The organism is Corallococcus llansteffanensis, from assembly GCF_003612055.1.
Lineage (GTDB): Bacteria > Myxococcota > Myxococcia > Myxococcales > Myxococcaceae > Corallococcus > Corallococcus llansteffanensis.
Genome location: NZ_RAWB01000199.1, coordinates 1 through 15,709, shown reverse-complemented (window position 1 = coordinate 15,709; position 15,709 = coordinate 1). Strand labels below are relative to the sequence as shown.

Sequence of the window (15,709 nt, the reverse complement as noted above, 5' to 3'; positions counted from 1 at the left end):
AGCCATGAGTGGGTGGGCTTCGCGTTCCAGTTGAACCACGGCCTGGGTGGGCGCGGCGGGTGGGCGACGTTCGGGGAATATCTGGCGGGACAGTTGGCACTGGGAGGACCGGTGCTGTTTCCGCTGGCGCTGGTGTACGCGGTGCGCGGGCCGCGCGAGCAGTTCCTGTTGCGCATGGCCACGGTGGTGCCGCTGGTGTTCTTCGGCTACGCGGCGGCGCGCACGCGGGGCGAGGCCAACTGGCCGGCGGCGGCGTATGTCGCGGCGTGCGTCGGGGTCGCGGGCATGCGGCCCGGGTGGCAGCGGGCGGCGGCGTGGAGCGGGATGGCGGTGTCGCTCGCGGTGACGTCGCACCTGTTGTTCCCGGTGCTGACGTTCGAGCGCGACGTGCTGCTGTCACGGACGCACGGCTGGGGGCCGCTGGAGCAGCTGGCGACACCGGAGAAGCTCTTCCCGGACATGAAGCCGGGCCGCACGGTGGTGTACGCGCCCACGTACCAGCTCGCCTCGCAGGTGGCGTACGCGGCGGGCGTGGAGACGGACACGGTGGGCCCGGCCCGGCGCAAGAGCCAGTACGACGTGTGGCCTCCGCTGGACCTGGAGCCCGGTCAGGACGTGCTGTGGTGTTCGGAGAACGGCGTGGAGCCGCCGGAGGAGCTGGTCCAGCGCTTCGGTTTGGTGGAGGGCCCGGTGGAGCTCGCGGTCGACTTCCGGGGACGGCGCCTGCACACGTTCACCGTGTGGCGGCTGCACCATTTGAACGTCCCGCCGCGATAGCTCAGTCAAGCACGACGGCCAGACGGTCACGGCTAGACCTCGTTGAACCTCATTCCGGTGGCCCCGATGCGCGCCAATGCTGATTTGATTTCCTCCGAAACAATCAGGGCGACGGACCATCCCCAAGTCCTGAAGACATTTGCCTCCCCTACTTTCGCCGCATCAATCCGCATCCCGTAAACATCCCGATACTGTCCGGCCTTTTCAGGTCGTCCATCCTCCGGCCTCCAAAGCTCCACCTCTTTGCATGCCGCATCGTTGATGCACCGGATGAGCTTGGTGGCCACAAGAATACAGAACTGATCGGGCTGGCCCGCGATGTCCACGGGGAAAATCTGTACATCGTCCGTGGCCAACTCTGTCAACAGGGAAGCGACCCGGACGTGCACGATGGGGGTCGCCAGGCCTGCCAGGGTGAAATCAAACGCCGTTCCAGGTACGTCGATGGGGACCCTCAAGCGTCCTGGATTGGGAATCGGTTGTCCCTTCTTGAAGGCCCACGGATCGTCCACTTCGCGGCCTTGCTGATCCGTGGGAATGCCGAGGGACCACCGTCCCGGAAGTGTCATATCGGCTGAAAGATCGAAGTACCGTTTTGGCATGCTGACCATCTGGAATTACTGGGTGCGCGTCACCAGCTTGTGCAGCTCGGTGCCCGGCGTGGAGATCTGCGTCGCTAGCTTCTTGAGTTCCGCTGTCAGTGCTTCTTGGCATTGCCGCATGCTCCGGCAATCCTCTGTTGCGGCAGTCAGCCGATTGAGGATTCGTTGGTGGTACTCTTGCGGATGCGGCCCTTTGTGAGCCTTGACGTTGACGATGTTGGCCGGATCGTTCAAAGACATGCCCGCCTTGTCGAATACCTTCTGAAACAGGGGCGACCATGGCCCTCCTCTCTTGTCGGAGTCCCACCACTTGTCCGTAGCGATGTGGTGATCATGGCCCTTCGCGTCCATCGGGCCGACAGCTGCACCTCCCATCCCCCGCGCTGTTTTGGAGATCGCGCCAGTCGCGAGCGTCATGGTGATCACTTCACCCGTCACCGCCACCGCCTGCACTTCTCCAACAGCCGACAGCACGATTCCCGCCTGGGAGCCGGCCTGCACGGATGCTTGCGCCGAACCGGGCAGGGTCGGCACCTTGCCCGCGAACCCCGCCGCCGTATTGCCGATGGCCACCGTGGCCAGCATGGCGAAAGCGCGCGCTGAGTTCCTTCCCATCACCTTGCCGTAGCGCTCGCCAGCGCCGCGAAGTTCGTCAAATGTGCGGGCTCTGTCTGACTCTTCCACCAGCCGTCGGAAACCTGCGATCAAGCCCCAGAACGTGTCTACGCCCAGGTAGACAATCAAAGTGGCCGTCATAACAGCAGCCAGGCCCTTGCTCACCGGCTCGGGCACCGCCCATAGAACCATATACATCGTGCCGGTCCACACCGCCGCCGCCACCATTGCATGCGGGTCGGCCATGTCCTTGAACGCTTCCAGCATCTCTTCCAAGACGGCACCGTGGGCAAGCGCCATGGCGAGTGCATAGCGCCCATCTCCATTGAGCGTGGGGCCATCCACCAGCAACCGGAGACAGTCTCCCTTCCTGCCCGTGCGTTCGCACCAGCGCAGGTAGGCACGCGTCAACTCGGCGTCCGTTTCGGCTGGCTGCCCTTCCAAGTGCTCACCGGGCCCAAGTGATGTCATGCGACGAGTGCGTGCATCGAAGAGGTACGCGCCCCAGCGCGCATCAATGTCGAATAGCTCCCCGGCGGTCGCTTGAGGATGGAAAGGGGGCCTCACTTCCCGCGCCACGGAGGCAACAGCCTCCTTGAATTCATCTCCATCCAGCTCGACGGGGTCGGCTTCACCCGCGCGTGGAGTGAAGGTGATGGCCTCGCCTTTGTCTGTCTCCAATCCAATCACTCGCGCCGTGGCACAACCGACCCACAGGGGCAAGAGCAACAACACGACAGCGCGATGCAGTCTCATGAGGCACTCTCCAAGCAATGGCCTTGCCTGCTCCGGCCGAGAGCGAGCGCACCCAGAGTACAGGGAGGATAAGGGTAGCACTTGGACCTGTGGGTGGTCACCCAGCGTCAGGGGTGTCCAGCGTCCGCCTGGGCGAAGCCCTCGCGCGCGGGCCCGATGCAGTTTCTCCGTGGCGGGATGTCCTTCGCGCATGGAGGACGGCGCCTGCACACGTTCACGGTGTAGCGGCCAGGTGACTTTGAGGGTGCCAGGTGAAGTCCCCTATTCTCCTGGCACCATGGCTGAACGTCCCCGCACTGCTCCGGCATCTTCGTCGCTTTTGGAGGCCGACCCTGAGCGACAGCTCGAGGGCCGCGCGGAGGTCATCGCAGCGGCACTGAGCCCTCATGCGGAATTGGAGACGCTGCTGAGCAGTCGCCGGTGGCGCCGCCGACTTCAACAGCGACCGGAGTTGCTCCCGGCGCTCATGGGTCAGGCTGACGTGTTGCAGGAGGCCCTGGAGCGCGTGGGTCGCCGCGCGGTGGCAGAGGGATGGACCGAAGACACCGCCATCTGGAGAGACGCCCGCGAGTTGATGGCACGGCGAGCGCGGCTCACGGGTCTGGCTCTTCGCAGGCTGGATGCACTGGCGGTGGCTCCTCCGGAGCTGTCCCTGGAGGAAGCACTGACGCGGCTGGAGGCGCTGGTGCGGGAGCCCGTTCGCAGGAAGCTTGCTCCGGGAGAGGTCGTTGTCTTCGAGACTCGGAACCGCAGGCACTCGGCTCGAAGCTCCACGAGAAAGTCCGACATCGAGGTGCCCCTCCGCTACGTGCTGTGGGTGGTGCTGGGCATCCTGCTGACGTTGCCGCTCCTGTTCTTCGCGCCTCCCGCGCTCCAGCGGGAGGCACCGCTCTTCGTCCTGGGCGTCGGACTGGCGTGCTGGTTCGTGCCGATGCTGCGTTCCGGTCGGCTGCTGCTCACGAGCGAGCGACTGCTCTGGCTTCCGCACCTGGGTGAGCCGCAGTCAGTGCGGCTGGCGTCCATTCCGGATGACGGCGTCCAATTCGACCGGTCCCGTCTCGACGTGCGCGTGAAGGGAGATCGACGGCTGCACGCGCGCCTGGTCCCAGAAGCCTGGAGGGTGATGCTCTTGCTGGAGTTGCACCGTCAGTCGCCACTGCTCGGAGCAGCCCGAGCGGGGGTGCAGGTCGAGAACGTCGTGGTCTTCGCGGCGAAGCTGGGGGAGCGCGAGGGCTGTGGAGTGCTGCGCCCCGGGGGCGTGTCCTTCATTCCCGATGGCCAGGAGCACCAGGTCCTGCAAGCGATCTCGGGAAAGGCTCCGCCACTGCCACGGTTCGACCTGGAGCGGGTGCTGGACACGCTGCGCTGGCTGCCAGAGGCGGAGTTCGATGCGTGCGTCGCGCGTGTAGTGGCCGCCACCGGAGGACTGTTCCGGTCCGCGGAAGATGCACGCCATGTCCCGGGCCCGCCGGCATGGATGTGGCTCCGCATCCAAGTGGGTTCCCAGATGCTGCTCGGCCGGGTGGCCCTGGCGCAGGAAGCCGCCGCCAAGGCCGTCTTGAACACCTGGCCCCAGGCCACGGAGTAGAGGCACCACCCCGAGTTCCGCGAGCACTCCATGACACGCCCCCGGAAGGTCCCGAGGGCGTGACCAGACCTACGTGCCCATCAGGGACAGAGCGTGCCGTTGCGGCGGCACACATTGTCCCCGCAGAAGCATGAGTAGTTCGCCGCACAGGGGCCACAAACGCCGCCGTGGTAGCCCTCTCCGATGACGGTGGCGGTGTTGAGCAGCGTGGTGTGCGCGGTCTCCGCGTAGAGGCGGAACTCGAAGACGTTGCCCGCGGTGATCCAGGTCGCGGACTGACATCCGCTGGGGGCCCGGGCGAAGAGCTTCTCGACCTGACCATTCAGGCTCAGCCACACCTCTGCCGTGGAGGCGCCGGAGACGCTCCAACAGATGTTCGTCGTGCCCGTGTTGGTGCGATCCAGGTTGATGCGCACGGTCGTGGGATTCGCTGAGATGCTCCCGGACGCCAGCTGCGCCTCACTGGACGCCAGCGAGGCGTCTTCACGCCCCTCCTGGTCCTGATAGTCCGGGCCCGAGCAGGCCAGGGCGAAGGCGGTAAGTATCAACGGCAGGATGCGCTTCATGGGCAGCCACTCCTCGTATGGGTTGACGCGGAGGAGGCAACCACGGCCCTGTCGTGAAACCCAACAACATAATCACTCGGAGTGAATACACGTAGTTGCCCTCACTCTTCGGGGCAACCTTGAAGCCCCGCTGAAATTTCACTCCTGGAGCGTCCTGCAAGGCTCCCTTGGAGATTACCTGCTCGCAGCGAAACCCTGCACGAGCATGGCGAGGAGGAACGAGAAGTAGCTCATCGCCGCCAGCCGTCCCGAACGGCTTCGTGGACTCCGGGTCTTGAAGAACAGGACCAGGTTGAGGACTCCCAGCACGACGGGCAGCAGGAAGAGCCAGCCTGTTGCCTGTGACAGGGTCTCCGCCCGCCACGGGCGCGTGAGGTCGAGGTAGAGCCCCGCCGCTCCCATGACCATCGCGAAGGCGATGAGGCTGCTGGCCACGGACCCCACTTCGTCGGAGTACAGCTTCACTCCTGGCTTCGTCGTCCCGGGCCACGCGGTCTTCCGCATCACCTCCCAGTGCAGGTACAGGAACATGAGGCCCAGCACGGCGATCAGTCCCGCCGGATTCAGGGGCCGGCTCGTTCGCTCCGCGTGCGCCACCCAGACGTAGAGGCCATGGCCCACGTGCAACTGGATGGCGATGCCGATCATCAGGAACATGCTCCGCTGGTACGCGGCGCTGTGCTTCTCCAGCCACCAGAGAAGAAGGGCGTGCGCCATGATGCCGAGCAGGATGAGCGCTCTCACCCAGGACACGACCAGGTTCGTCCCCAGCAGGATGACGGCGCACACGGAGAGCGCGACGTACAGGTCCTGGAAGCTGACGTCTCCTCTGGCCAGCCCCCGGTCCGGGTTGTGGATCCGGTCGTAGTCGTAGTCGCGCAGCTCATCCACGATGCGCATGAAGTAGCCCACGCCGAAGATGCTCAGCGCCACGTGCAGCAGGTCCAGCGACGGCGCCAGCCCGTGGCTGCCGTCCAGCACCTGGAACATGCCGTCCAGGCTCACGCACCAGAGTGAGATGACGGCCAGGTAGAACAGCGGCGGATAACGCTGCACGGAGAAGCGCAGCACGGCCCGGATCATGGCTCCCCCAGCAGGGTGACGATGCCCGTGGAGCCATCCACCCGGACCCTTGCGCCATCCGGGATCCGCGTCGTCGCGTGCGCCACGCCCACCACCGTGGGGATGCCGAACTTCCGGCCCGCGATGGCCGTGTGCGACAGCATGCTGCCTCGCTCCACCACGATGCCGCCGGACGCCAGCATCAGGAACAGCCAGCCCGGGTCCGTCTCCTTCGCGATGAGGATGTCCTGCTTGCCCAGTGAACCCACCGCTCCGGGATCCATCACGACGCGCGCGATGCCCTCGACGACTCCCGCGCTCGAACCGAGGCCCTTGAGCAACGAGGCGTCATCGCTCGCCACCTCCACGGCCCTCGGCACGCCATCCGCCACGCTGCCCACGGTGGTGAAGTCGCGCGGAGGCTGGCGCTCCTGGTTGTCCTGCTGCTCCCGCCGCCGCAGCCGCGCGAGCTCGCCCAGGTTCCGGGTCACGCTCCGGCCCTCGAAGTGGTCCATCACCTCCTTCATCGTGAGGAAGTGCACGTCCAGCGGCGCATCGAGTACCCCGCGCTCCGCCATCCGCTGGCCGAGCGCCGCGAACACCTGCCGGCTGAAGCCGAAGAGCTGGCCTCGCCAGAACCGGCTGTCCTCGCGCAAGCCAATCACCCGCCTCAGCCGCTCCAGGAGCTGTTGGAGCGCCAGCTTCCGCAGCGGATGCCCCTGGAGGAGCGTGGCCAGCTGCGCCTCGGCCTCCTTGCGTCGCGCCAGGTCGGAGGCCCTCAGCTCCGCCCGCGTGACGGACGTGCGCGCGTAGGACTGGACGACTCGCACCAGCTCCCAGGGCGTGTCCCGCAGGCTCGGGCGCTCCACGTTCAGCTCCTGGACACCCCGGTCGCCGTACTCGCTCAGGTGCTCGCGGAACGCCCGGGCGAACGCGGGCGCGACCTCCCCGGCCGCGAGCTTCCTCCACACTTCCTCCGCCTCCTCTTCCGCGAAGAGCTTCGACAGCGCCTCATCCGCGCGCACGGCCTCCGCCAACGCCACCGCGGAGAGGAGCGCGTGCGTGCTCGCATCCGGCCGGGCCCCGCACAGCAGTCCCACGAGCAGCGCGCTGGGGTCCTCGCCGGTCCACTGCTTCAGGAACCGGCTCGCCAGCCCGTAGTACGAGTTGATGTACCAGTGGTTGATGAGCGTCAGCCCCCACCAGTTCCCCACCCCGGCCCAGATGTCCCGGAAGTGGTGGATGAGGACCAGCGGATCCTCCCGCGCCGGGGACAGGGCTCGCACCTCCGCGAGCGTCTTCCGCCACCACGCCTCGAACGCGTCAAAGTCCCGCTGGAACGTCGCGGTGACGCTCAGCGCGCCCGCGACCGAGCGCCCCAGCGCGAACGCGTAGCTCGCGGTGCTGGGAAAGCTGTCGCGGTGGCCGGGCAGCCGGATGAACAGCGAGGCGTCCAACTGGAGCACGTGCTCCAGGTCCCGCATGGACGTGAGCGCGACGAACGGGTTGATGCCGTTGACGTGCATCAGGTTCGACAGCGAGTGGTAGACGCGCCCGTCGATGAACCCCAGCATGTTCTGGAACGCGGGTGTCTGGTCATGCAGGGCCCGCGCGTCCGCGCCCCACATGCGGCGCACGCAGTCGTAGAAGATGACCTCGTAGAAGTGGCTCGCGAGCGAGTACGTCAGCGGCGTGGTGACGCCCGGGAAGCTCTCCGAGACGTTCGCGCAGCTCCACACGCGGATCTTCCGGAAGTCGAACGCGATGGGCCGCGACTGCAGCACGTGCAGCGTCCCGTCCTCGGTGAAGGTGCCCTCGATGTCCTGGGGCACGCCGAACGTGCGCTCGATGTCCTGTCCCAGCGTGGCCAGCCGGCCCAGCTCCGCGTCCGTGAGGCAGGGCGCGTCCCGCAGGTGCTCCGGCACGGGCCGGCTGAGCAGCTCGCCGCCGGGCTCGGGGTTCTCACACAACATCTCCGCCTTGTGACCTGGCTCCCGGTCGATGCGGCCCGTCTGCGGGTGGAGGAAGTAGTGGTCCACGCCGACCTTCTCCTGGACGACGCCCTCTCCAATCCCATGCCCCGCGACGACCAGCGTCCTGCGCTCGGTCGTCTTCGGGTCGCACGTGAAGAGCACGAACGAGCGGCGCCCCGGCACCATCCGCTGGATGCCCACCGCCACGGTGAGCCCCTGGACGTCGCGGCCCTGGGACAGCCGGTAGATGAGCCCCTCCGGCGTGTACCCCGACGCCCAGCAACGGCGGATCCGCTCCAGCAACGTGTCGCGCCGCACATACAGGAACGTCGAACTCACTCCCGCGAACGGATCCGTCTCCGAGTCCTCGCTCTCCCCCAGCGCGCGGGCCACGACGGAGGCGCGCACCGCCACCATCGCGTTGGCGCCGAAGGTCCGGTCGAACGCGTCCAGGATGGACGCCTCCACCCCGGCCGGGAGCGGGACCTCCACGAAGAGCCGTTCAATCTCCTCGGCGACGCGACGGATGTCCTGCTGCGACGTGCGGTCCACCGTCGACGTGAGCCGCTCGATGGCGGGGACGAGGGGCCGTGCCACCTCCTGGAACATCGTGGTGGTGAGACAGAAGAACTCGGGGACCGGGAAGCCCTCCCGCGCCAGGTGCTGCTGGCGCGCGAACTTCTGGCCGACGTGGCGCGGATCTCCGGCCTCGGTCATGGAGACAAGGGGAAGGGGGGCAGTCATGGCTTGGGGCTTTCAGGGACGCAAGGCATTGAGCGCGCCGCGCAGGGCGTCCACCGGAGACCGCGTCACCAGGTCCTCCAGGCCGGGCACCGTCGCGAGCCGCGTGACATCCAGACTCTGTGAGTGGTTCAGCAACTCCAGACGTTCAGCCACCGACCGGGCGCGCTTGCTGGAGTCTTCCCGCAGGGCAAGCAGGAGCCAGTTGGGAACCCAGAGCTTCACGGCGGGACGGGCCAGGCCCAGCTCCTGCGTCACCGTGTCCAGGAACTCCGAGCGCACGAGCGGACGCGAATAGCCGACGTTGTACGCCTGCTGCTCGGGCCGCGGCGTCTCCACCATCCGTCGCGCGAGCCGCCAGAGGATGCGGCCCAGGTCATCCACGTCGATGAATGAGAATGACACTCCGTCGTCACCGACCTGCACGCCCCGCTTCACGAGCTTCACCAGCGCGGGAAGGACGAACCGGTCCCCGCGCCCGAGGAGGAAGCGCGTCCGGAGCAGCGCCGAGTGGAGGCCCACCCGGGCGGCGTGCTCCGTGACGAGCGCCTCGGCCTTCACGCGGGAGCGGGCCAGCGCGGTGTGGGGCCGCAGGGGATGGTCCTCCGTCACGCCCTCGTGGGGCCCCAGGCCGTAGACGGACATGGAGCTGCCGTAGAGGATGCCCCGGCAGTCTCCCGTGAGCCGCTCCAGGAGCAACCGCGTTCCTTCCACGTTGGTCCGCTCGAAGCCCGTGCCGTCGGAGTCCCGCTGCTTCGTCGCGAGGTGCAGGACGACATACGGGTACGGAGGGAACAGCGCGTCGGGGATGCTGTGCAGGTCTCCCTGCACAACGTGGACACCCTCTCCCCAGTCACGCCCATCGGGAGTGCGAACCAGTGCGTGCACGGGATGCTCGCCGCGCTGACGCAGGAACGCCTGTCCCACCGTGCTGGTCGCGCCGAGGAGCACGACACCGAAGCCGCCATGCGGCGTTACCAGAGCCATGGGACCAACCTCTTTCGGCTCGCCGCGTACTCGGCGTAGCCCGGGAAGGAACTCAGCAGCAGCCGCTCCTCGTGCCGGATGCGCAGGAGCACGGCCGGAACGAACAGCAACGCGAACACCGCGATGCCCGCCACGGCCGGGAAGACGAGCAGGTAGCCCACGTGCGCCAGCAGCATGCCGGTGTAGGCCGGGTGCCGGAGCCCGCGGTAGACGCCGCCCGTGACGAGCAGGCTCGCGTCCGGCAACCGCACCCGGTGCGAGTACGCCCGCCCCAGCGTGCGGATGGCCGTGAGCCGCAGCGACACACCTCCGATGAAACACAGCAAGCCCACCGCGCGCGGCACGGGCCCCTGCTCCAGCGTGGGGAACGCCACCGCGAGGAGGAGCGTGGCCAGGCGCCCTATCGCGTAGAGCTCGAGCGTGGCGCTGTCTCGCTCGGCGGTGGGCTTGCGCGTCTCCCGCAGCGTCACCCGGCTCTCCAGCAGCATCCACGCCAGGTACGCGCCCAGCATCACGGCCGCGATGGGCCGGCTCTCCTCCGGCGTGCGCAGGACCTGCCGGACGCCGAGCGGGATGAGCAACCCCACCCCCGTCACCAGCAGCAGCGTGGGCATCCACCGATGCAGGTGCTTCATGACGCCGCCTTCGCGCTGTGCGCGCCCAGGAGCCCCGAGAAGCAGCAGATGTCCTGCTGCCAGCCCTGGACGGCGATCCACATGCGGCTGCGGCGCCCGACGCTCCGCACCGGCTCCGCCCACTCCGGCAGCCGGAAGCTCACGAAGGTGCGGATGATGACCGGCATGTCGTTGCGCACGAAGTGGCGGAACTCCAACGAGAGGCGCGTCATGATGAGCGCCCAGTCCCGCGGCAGCCCCACGGCGTGAATGGTCGCGATGCTCGCCTGACGCGCCAGCTCCGTGAGGAGCATCCCCTGCACGTGCTCGGAGGGATGGTCGAAGTGGAACTCCGGGGACTCGGTGAACGCGTTGAACTGTTGCAGCGCCCCCACCCGACAGGCATTGGCGAGCAGCACGTTCGCCGGGTCCCGCTTGTGCACGAGCCCCGCGTCAATGCGCTCCAGCGGCCGGGACTGCTCCTGCTCACTGAAGGCCTGCCGCCCTTCGGAGACCACGTTGCGGACGGGCACCCGGGCCAGGAGCTCGGAGACGTTGTCCGGCGGATCCTTCCGCCAGGGGCCGCCCACGCGCACGCCCAGGGGCGTGGCGTCCGCCCACTCCGCCAGCTCGCGGTACTCAGCGGCGTGCGCGCCCAGGTAGAGGCCGCAGTGCTCCTGGAGGACGGCGGCCAGGAACTCCGCCTCCTCCACGTTGTTCACCGGGATGAGACACGGGTGCTCGACTTCGGGGAGGAGGGGCTCGGGCACGAGCAGGAATGAGACAGCCTCCGGCGACTCCACGCGCACGTGGCGCTCGGGATGGCTGGAACCAGGTTCCATGTCTGTCTTTCTCCAACTGAGGGGGAAAGACAGTCTAGGAACCGGCATGTTTCAATACGAGGACCGGGCAAGGCCACCCGTTCCACGCTGGAATCCAGACTCAATACATGCGCGGAGGCGATACAGCGAAAGCTACCCGCGCATCACTGCCCTTCGGGCATCACCGGCTCGCAGCGGACCCACACCTCCAGCTGCTCTCCCCCGCCGCCCAGGTAGATGGTGCCCGTGGTCGGCGTCGCGTCCGAGTACTGCCGGCCCACCGCCACGCGCACGTGATCCGTCTGGGTGAGGATGCCGTTGGTCGGGTCGAACCCCTTCCACCCCACCTCCGGCAGATACACCTGCACCCACGCGTGGGACGCCTCCGCCTGCGCCGTGTTCGCGTGCTTGGGCCCCGTATAGAGGTAGCCGCACACGTAGCGTGCGGGCACGCCCAGCAGGCGCGCCAGGCAGATGAACACGTTCGCGAAGTCCTGACACACGCCCTTGCGCGCCGAGTACACCGAGAAGGCCGTGGTGTTCAGCGTCGTGATGCCCTGCGCGTACTGGTACTCCTTGAAGATGGAGTAGTTGAGGTCCAGCAGCGTATCCAGCAGGTCGTGGTCGTTGCGGCGCGCGAAGCTCATCGCGTACTCGGACAGCTCCTCCAGCTGTGTGTCCGGTAGCTCCGGCGGCAGCAGGTACGGCTGGAGCATGTTCGCCTGCCACGGCATCCACACCAGCGGCAGCACCGAGCGCACGTGCAGCGGCCGGTACCCCAGCGGATCCGTATCCCGCAGCTCCACGCGCGAGCGGGCCTCCATCACCAGCTCCGTGTAGGGCGACTCCACCACCGCGCGGCGCACCCGGTTGCCGAAGACGTCCTCGTACTCCGACCTCGTCACCCCCGCCGACAGCGTCACGTCGTGCGACAGCAGCGACTGGAGCCGGTCATGCCGGGGCGTCAGCCGCAGGAGGTGCGAGCTGCGCTCCACCGGGTTCTGGTAGCGGTAGACGGTGCGGTGGATGACGTCCATCACCCGCACGGGCATCTCCGGCGGACGGCGCAGACGGCTTCGCGCCTCGAACTCCGCCGCCATCGCGGGCGCCACCGTGCCCTGCGCTCCGGGCGGCAGCACCTCCGCGCGGATGGCCCCCTGGCGCACCAGCACCAGCGCGCCCGGCGTGAGCTGCGTCCAGTTCGCCGGCACGTCCGTGCGCGAGGGCAGCGGGTGCGTGCTGACGATGACGCCCTTGCGGCTCTTGGCCCCGCGCCGCGTGAGGTCCAACTCCACGTCGTCGTCGCCCAGCACCAGCCGCTCGTAGGGCGGCGACACCTGGCACACCCAGCCCTGCGTCGCCCCGGTGCAGTCCGCGTAGAGGAGCAGGTCCCTGCCGTCCGACACCACCAGCGTCAGCGGCCCCAGCCGGTTCAGCTCCTCCAACCACGCGCGCAGCCGGACGGCGTCCACGTCCGCCAGGCTCCGGAAGCCCTGCTCCTGCATCCAGTCCAGGAAGCGGCAGAACAGCGTCTCCGAGTCCGTGGAGCCCACCGGTTCGAACCGCGCCCCCAGGGGAATCTTCAGCCGCTGCTCCAGGCTCCCGCTGTGCGCGAGCAGCCAGTCCCGCCCCCAGGCGCTGCGGCAGAACGGCTGCGTGTTGGCCTCCGTGATGGGCCCCCACGTCGCCGTCCGCAGGTGCAGCAACATGAGGGACGACTCCAGCGGATCCCACGTGCGCACCAATTCGCTGCGCGTGCTGTGGAGCTGGGGCGCGGCTTCCTTCAACACCGTGGCCGCGTACTCGCCGCCCGGGTAGTAGCCCACGCCCCAGCCGTCCGGCGGCTTGCGTCCGGGGGCAAGGCAGCGCAGGTCCAGACCGGGGGCGAGCTCTCCCTCGAAGGACAGCGCGAGCAGGTTCAACATGGCGGCGGACTCTACCCGGCCATCTCCTGGGTGCCCACCTGCGTGGGCGCCCGACCGAAAAAATCGCGGGAGATCAGCGTGCACAGCGCGTCCGTGCCCTCCACCATGTGCGTGAGGAGTGCGTGCACCGAAGCGCCCTCGCCCGTCAGGGATTGCGGCACCAGTCGCTCCACCAGGGGCACCAGCCGGGACAGGCACTCCTCGCCCGGCTGCCCCTTCGCCACCACCGGACACAGGTGCCCCAGGTAGCGGTACGCGGACTCCAGGCAGTGCCGCACCGAGCGCGGGAAGCGCGGCTCGAAGAGGAGGAACGCCGCCACCGCGTCCCCCGTCACCCGGCCCTGGTGGCTCTTCATGAAGGGCTCGAAGCCGGAGCACGCGCGCAGCAGCGACAACCACAGCGCCGTCTCCACCACCCGGTGCCCGTGCTTCATCTCGCTGAAGACATGGTGGTGTACGTCCAGCAAGCGCGCCGTCTGTCCCGCCCGCTCCAGCATCACGCCCAGCCAGACGAACTCCTGGGGCGTGTCGTGCAGCATGGTGCTGTCCAACAGGCCCAGGCACAGCTGCACCATGCGCCGGATGTGCTGGTAGAAGCCGAAGCGCGACGCGGCGTACTCCGCCCGGCCCGCCTCGCCGGTGAGGTAGTGGTACAGCTCGTTCGTCACCTCCCAGCACTCGCGGCTGACCACCTCGCGGATGGTGCGCGCGTTGTCCCGCGCCGCCAGCACCGTGTGCACGAGGCTGGAGCCGTTGTCCTCCTCCCAGGTGAGGAAGCGCTGCACCGCCTCGCCGTCGGACTCCGCCGCGGCGCCGTGCCGGAGCGCGAAGGCGGCGCGCTCGCCGAAGATGGCCAGCGCCGGTCCCCAGACCTGATCCGGCCGCAGGTCCGCGTCCAGCGCGAGCTGATCCGTCATCTGCAACACCCGCGCGACGCTCTCCAGCCGCTCCAGGTAGCGCCCCAGCCAGAAGCAGTGCTCCGCGATGCGGGCAATCATGCGTCCTCCTTCTGGACCCAGGTGTCCTTGGAGCCGCCACCCTGGCTGGAGTTGACGACGTAGGAGCCCTCGCGCAGCGCCACGCGGCTCAGGCCGCCCGGCAGCACCCAGGGCCCCTGCGGCGTGGTGAGGATGTACGGCCGGAGGTCCACGCGCCGGGCGACGACCGCGCCGGAGGCCGCGTCCCACGTGGGGCAGGTGGACAGCTCCACGCGGGGCTGCGCGATGTAGCGGCGGGGCTGTGCGAGGATGCGCTGGCGGAAGTCCTCGCGCTCCTCCTTCGTGGACTGCGGCCCCATCAACATGCCGTAGCCGCCCGCCTCGTCCACCGCCTTCACCACCAGCTCTCCCAGGTGCTCCAGCACGTAGCGGCGGTCGTCCTCGCGCGCGCACACGTACGTGGGCACCTGCTCCAGCACCGGCGTCTCATTGAGGTAGAAGCGGATGAACTCCGGCACGAACGCGTACACCGCCTTGTCGTCCGCCACGCCGTTGCCCGGCGCGTTGGCGATCGCCACGTTGCCCGCGGTCCACGCGCGCATCAGCCCCCGCACGCCCAGCATGCTGTCCGGGCGGAAGGCCTCCGGGTCGAGGAAGGCGTCGTCCAACCGCCGGTAGATGACGTGCACGCGCTTGGGCCCGCGCGTGGTGCGCAGCCACACGCGGTCGTCGTCCACGAAGAGGTCCGCGCCGTGCACCAGCTCCACGCCCATGGTGCGTGCGAGGAAGCTGTGCTCGAAGTAGGCGGAGTTGTACGGGCCCGGCGTCAGCACCACCGCGGTGGAGCGGTCCGGATCCTCCGGCGACGAGGCGCGCAGCGTCTCCGCGAGCTTCGCCGGGTAGTGGTCCACGCGCCGCACCCGCGTGCGCTCCAGCACCTCCGGCAGCACGCGCTTGGACAGCACCCGCCCCTCCAGCACGTACGACACGCCCGAGGGCGTGCGCAGGTTGTCCTCCAGCACCCGGAAGACGCCCTGCCCGTCGCGGATGAGGTCGATGCCCGCGATGTGGATGCGCACCCCGCCCGCGGGCCGCACGCCCTTGAGCTTCGGCAGGTACTGGGACGTGCCCAGCACCATGTCCCTCAGCTCCGGCCGCCCGGCGAAGATGCGCTGCTCGCCATAGACGTCATCCAGGAACAGGCCCAGCGCGCGCACGCGCTGCTCCAGCCCGCGCTCCACGTGCTCCCAGTCCGCCGCCGACACCAGCCGGGGGATGAGGCAGAAAGGGAAGATGCGCTCCGTGCCCCGCTGATCCGCGTACACGCTGAACGTCACGCCCTGGTTCATCAGCGCCCGCTCCGCCAGGGCCTGCATGCGGGAGAACTCCGCCGGCGTGCGCGCCCCCAGCCGCTCCAACAGCCGCAGCACGTCCTCGCGCGGCGCCTCCCCGGTCCCCAACAGCTCGTCCCAGGTGCCCGGCGCGATGCCATACCCCTCGAAGAGTCCTCGGACCTGTAGCTGTCTCATGGTGGACCTCGTCTCGTACCCGAAGACGCACGACGCCATGCGTCAAGCGGACTCTACCGGCGGATGGGAAGGCGGGACAGCCGGCGGCCCCTCGGGAAGTCATTCGGGGGTGGCACGGTCGGTGGTGAACACACGGCGGGGGTGGGACCCGGGCTCCGTGCGACGGGTGGCGAACAGTCAGGCGTCCCCCCGGTTGTAGACGGACGTCACCGTGA

At 68.4% G+C, this 15,709-nt stretch carries 12 protein-coding genes and 1 pseudogene; 2 read left to right on the top strand and 11 right to left on the bottom strand.

The window, feature by feature from the left end:
* Positions 1-777, top strand: a pseudogene (locus D7V93_RS19675) (4-amino-4-deoxy-L-arabinose transferase); the annotation flags it as partial.
* 32 nt (positions 778-809) lie between these two features.
* On the opposite strand, the gene D7V93_RS19670 reads toward D7V93_RS19675, so the two are convergent.
* Together D7V93_RS19670 and D7V93_RS19665 are read right to left on the bottom strand one after the other, a co-directional pair.
* Complete coding sequence (locus D7V93_RS19670) at positions 810-1,379, bottom strand: hypothetical protein (RefSeq protein WP_120644885.1); 570 nt, start codon at positions 1,377-1,379, stop codon at positions 810-812.
* A 15-nt stretch (positions 1,380-1,394) separates the two neighbouring features.
* Complete coding sequence (locus D7V93_RS19665) at positions 1,395-2,750, bottom strand: AHH domain-containing protein (RefSeq protein ID WP_120644883.1); 1,356 nt, start codon at positions 2,748-2,750, stop codon at positions 1,395-1,397.
* Positions 2,751-3,216: 466 nt separating this feature from the next.
* On the opposite strand from D7V93_RS19665, the gene D7V93_RS19660 reads away from it, so the two are divergent.
* A complete protein-coding gene (locus D7V93_RS19660; protein ID WP_147451238.1) occupies positions 3,217-4,338 on the top strand; it encodes a hypothetical protein in 1,122 nt (373 codons plus the stop codon).
* An 80-nt stretch (positions 4,339-4,418) separates the two neighbouring features.
* On the opposite strand, the gene D7V93_RS19655 is transcribed toward D7V93_RS19660, so the two are convergent.
* The 9 genes from D7V93_RS19655 to D7V93_RS19615 all read right to left on the bottom strand — a co-directional run bounded on the left by D7V93_RS19655 (position 4,419) and on the right by D7V93_RS19615 (position 15,494).
* The gene (locus tag D7V93_RS19655; RefSeq protein ID WP_120644881.1) at positions 4,419-4,904 is read right to left on the bottom strand and encodes a hypothetical protein; all 486 of its coding nucleotides are present in this window, start codon (positions 4,902-4,904) and stop codon (positions 4,419-4,421) included.
* A gap of 174 nt (positions 4,905-5,078) precedes the next feature.
* A complete protein-coding gene (locus D7V93_RS19650) occupies positions 5,079-5,987 on the bottom strand; it encodes a UbiA prenyltransferase family protein (protein ID WP_120644880.1) in 909 nt (302 codons plus the stop codon).
* Positions 5,984-8,683 (bottom strand): PEP/pyruvate-binding domain-containing protein, encoded by a 2,700-nt coding sequence (locus tag D7V93_RS19645; RefSeq protein WP_120644879.1) that lies wholly within the window; start codon positions 8,681-8,683, stop codon positions 5,984-5,986. The genes D7V93_RS19650 and D7V93_RS19645 overlap by 4 nt, the downstream gene beginning before the upstream one ends.
* Positions 8,684-8,695: 12 nt before the next feature.
* The gene (locus D7V93_RS19640; protein ID WP_120644878.1) at positions 8,696-9,667 is read right to left on the bottom strand and encodes an NAD-dependent epimerase/dehydratase family protein; all 972 of its coding nucleotides are present in this window, start codon (positions 9,665-9,667) and stop codon (positions 8,696-8,698) included.
* Positions 9,655-10,302: a methyltransferase family protein gene (locus D7V93_RS19635; RefSeq protein ID WP_120644877.1), complete on the bottom strand. Its 648-nt coding sequence runs from the start codon at positions 10,300-10,302 to the stop codon at positions 9,655-9,657. Before D7V93_RS19635 ends, D7V93_RS19640 begins: the two co-directional genes overlap by 13 nt.
* Positions 10,299-11,123: an AfsA-related hotdog domain-containing protein gene (locus tag D7V93_RS19630; RefSeq protein WP_120644876.1), complete on the bottom strand. Its 825-nt coding sequence runs from the start codon at positions 11,121-11,123 to the stop codon at positions 10,299-10,301. The genes D7V93_RS19635 and D7V93_RS19630 overlap by 4 nt, the downstream gene beginning before the upstream one ends.
* Before the next feature lie 143 nt (positions 11,124-11,266).
* Positions 11,267-13,027: a class II glutamine amidotransferase gene (locus D7V93_RS19625; RefSeq protein WP_120644875.1), complete on the bottom strand. Its 1,761-nt coding sequence runs from the start codon at positions 13,025-13,027 to the stop codon at positions 11,267-11,269.
* Positions 13,028-13,038: 11 nt separating this feature from the next.
* Positions 13,039-14,025, bottom strand: coding sequence for an alpha-E domain-containing protein (locus D7V93_RS19620; RefSeq protein WP_120644874.1), 987 nt, complete (start codon positions 14,023-14,025; stop codon positions 13,039-13,041).
* A complete protein-coding gene (locus D7V93_RS19615) occupies positions 14,022-15,494 on the bottom strand; it encodes a circularly permuted type 2 ATP-grasp protein (RefSeq protein ID WP_120644884.1) in 1,473 nt (490 codons plus the stop codon). The genes D7V93_RS19620 and D7V93_RS19615 overlap by 4 nt, the downstream gene beginning before the upstream one ends.
* Positions 15,495-15,709: the final 215 nt, after the last annotated feature.

Bases quoted from the DNA above. Each gene is read 5' to 3' on its own strand.
- D7V93_RS19670 (WP_120644885.1), bottom strand. From the start codon at position 1,379: ATGCCAAAACGGTACTTCGATCTTTCAGCCGATATGACACTTCCGGGA.
- D7V93_RS19665 (WP_120644883.1), bottom strand. From the start codon at position 2,750: ATGAGACTGCATCGCGCTGTCGTGTTGTTGCTCTTGCCCCTGTGGGTC.
- D7V93_RS19660 (WP_147451238.1), top strand. From the start codon at position 3,217: ATGGGTCAGGCTGACGTGTTGCAGGAGGCCCTGGAGCGCGTGGGTCGC.
- D7V93_RS19655 (WP_120644881.1), bottom strand. From the start codon at position 4,904: ATGAAGCGCATCCTGCCGTTGATACTTACCGCCTTCGCCCTGGCCTGC.
- D7V93_RS19650 (WP_120644880.1), bottom strand. From the start codon at position 5,987: ATGATCCGGGCCGTGCTGCGCTTCTCCGTGCAGCGTTATCCGCCGCTG.
- D7V93_RS19645 (WP_120644879.1), bottom strand. From the start codon at position 8,683: ATGACTGCCCCCCTTCCCCTTGTCTCCATGACCGAGGCCGGAGATCCG.
- D7V93_RS19640 (WP_120644878.1), bottom strand. From the start codon at position 9,667: ATGGCTCTGGTAACGCCGCATGGCGGCTTCGGTGTCGTGCTCCTCGGC.
- D7V93_RS19635 (WP_120644877.1), bottom strand. From the start codon at position 10,302: ATGAAGCACCTGCATCGGTGGATGCCCACGCTGCTGCTGGTGACGGGG.
- D7V93_RS19630 (WP_120644876.1), bottom strand. From the start codon at position 11,123: ATGGAACCTGGTTCCAGCCATCCCGAGCGCCACGTGCGCGTGGAGTCG.
- D7V93_RS19625 (WP_120644875.1), bottom strand. From the start codon at position 13,027: ATGTTGAACCTGCTCGCGCTGTCCTTCGAGGGAGAGCTCGCCCCCGGT.
- D7V93_RS19620 (WP_120644874.1), bottom strand. From the start codon at position 14,025: ATGATTGCCCGCATCGCGGAGCACTGCTTCTGGCTGGGGCGCTACCTG.
- D7V93_RS19615 (WP_120644884.1), bottom strand. From the start codon at position 15,494: ATGAGACAGCTACAGGTCCGAGGACTCTTCGAGGGGTATGGCATCGCG.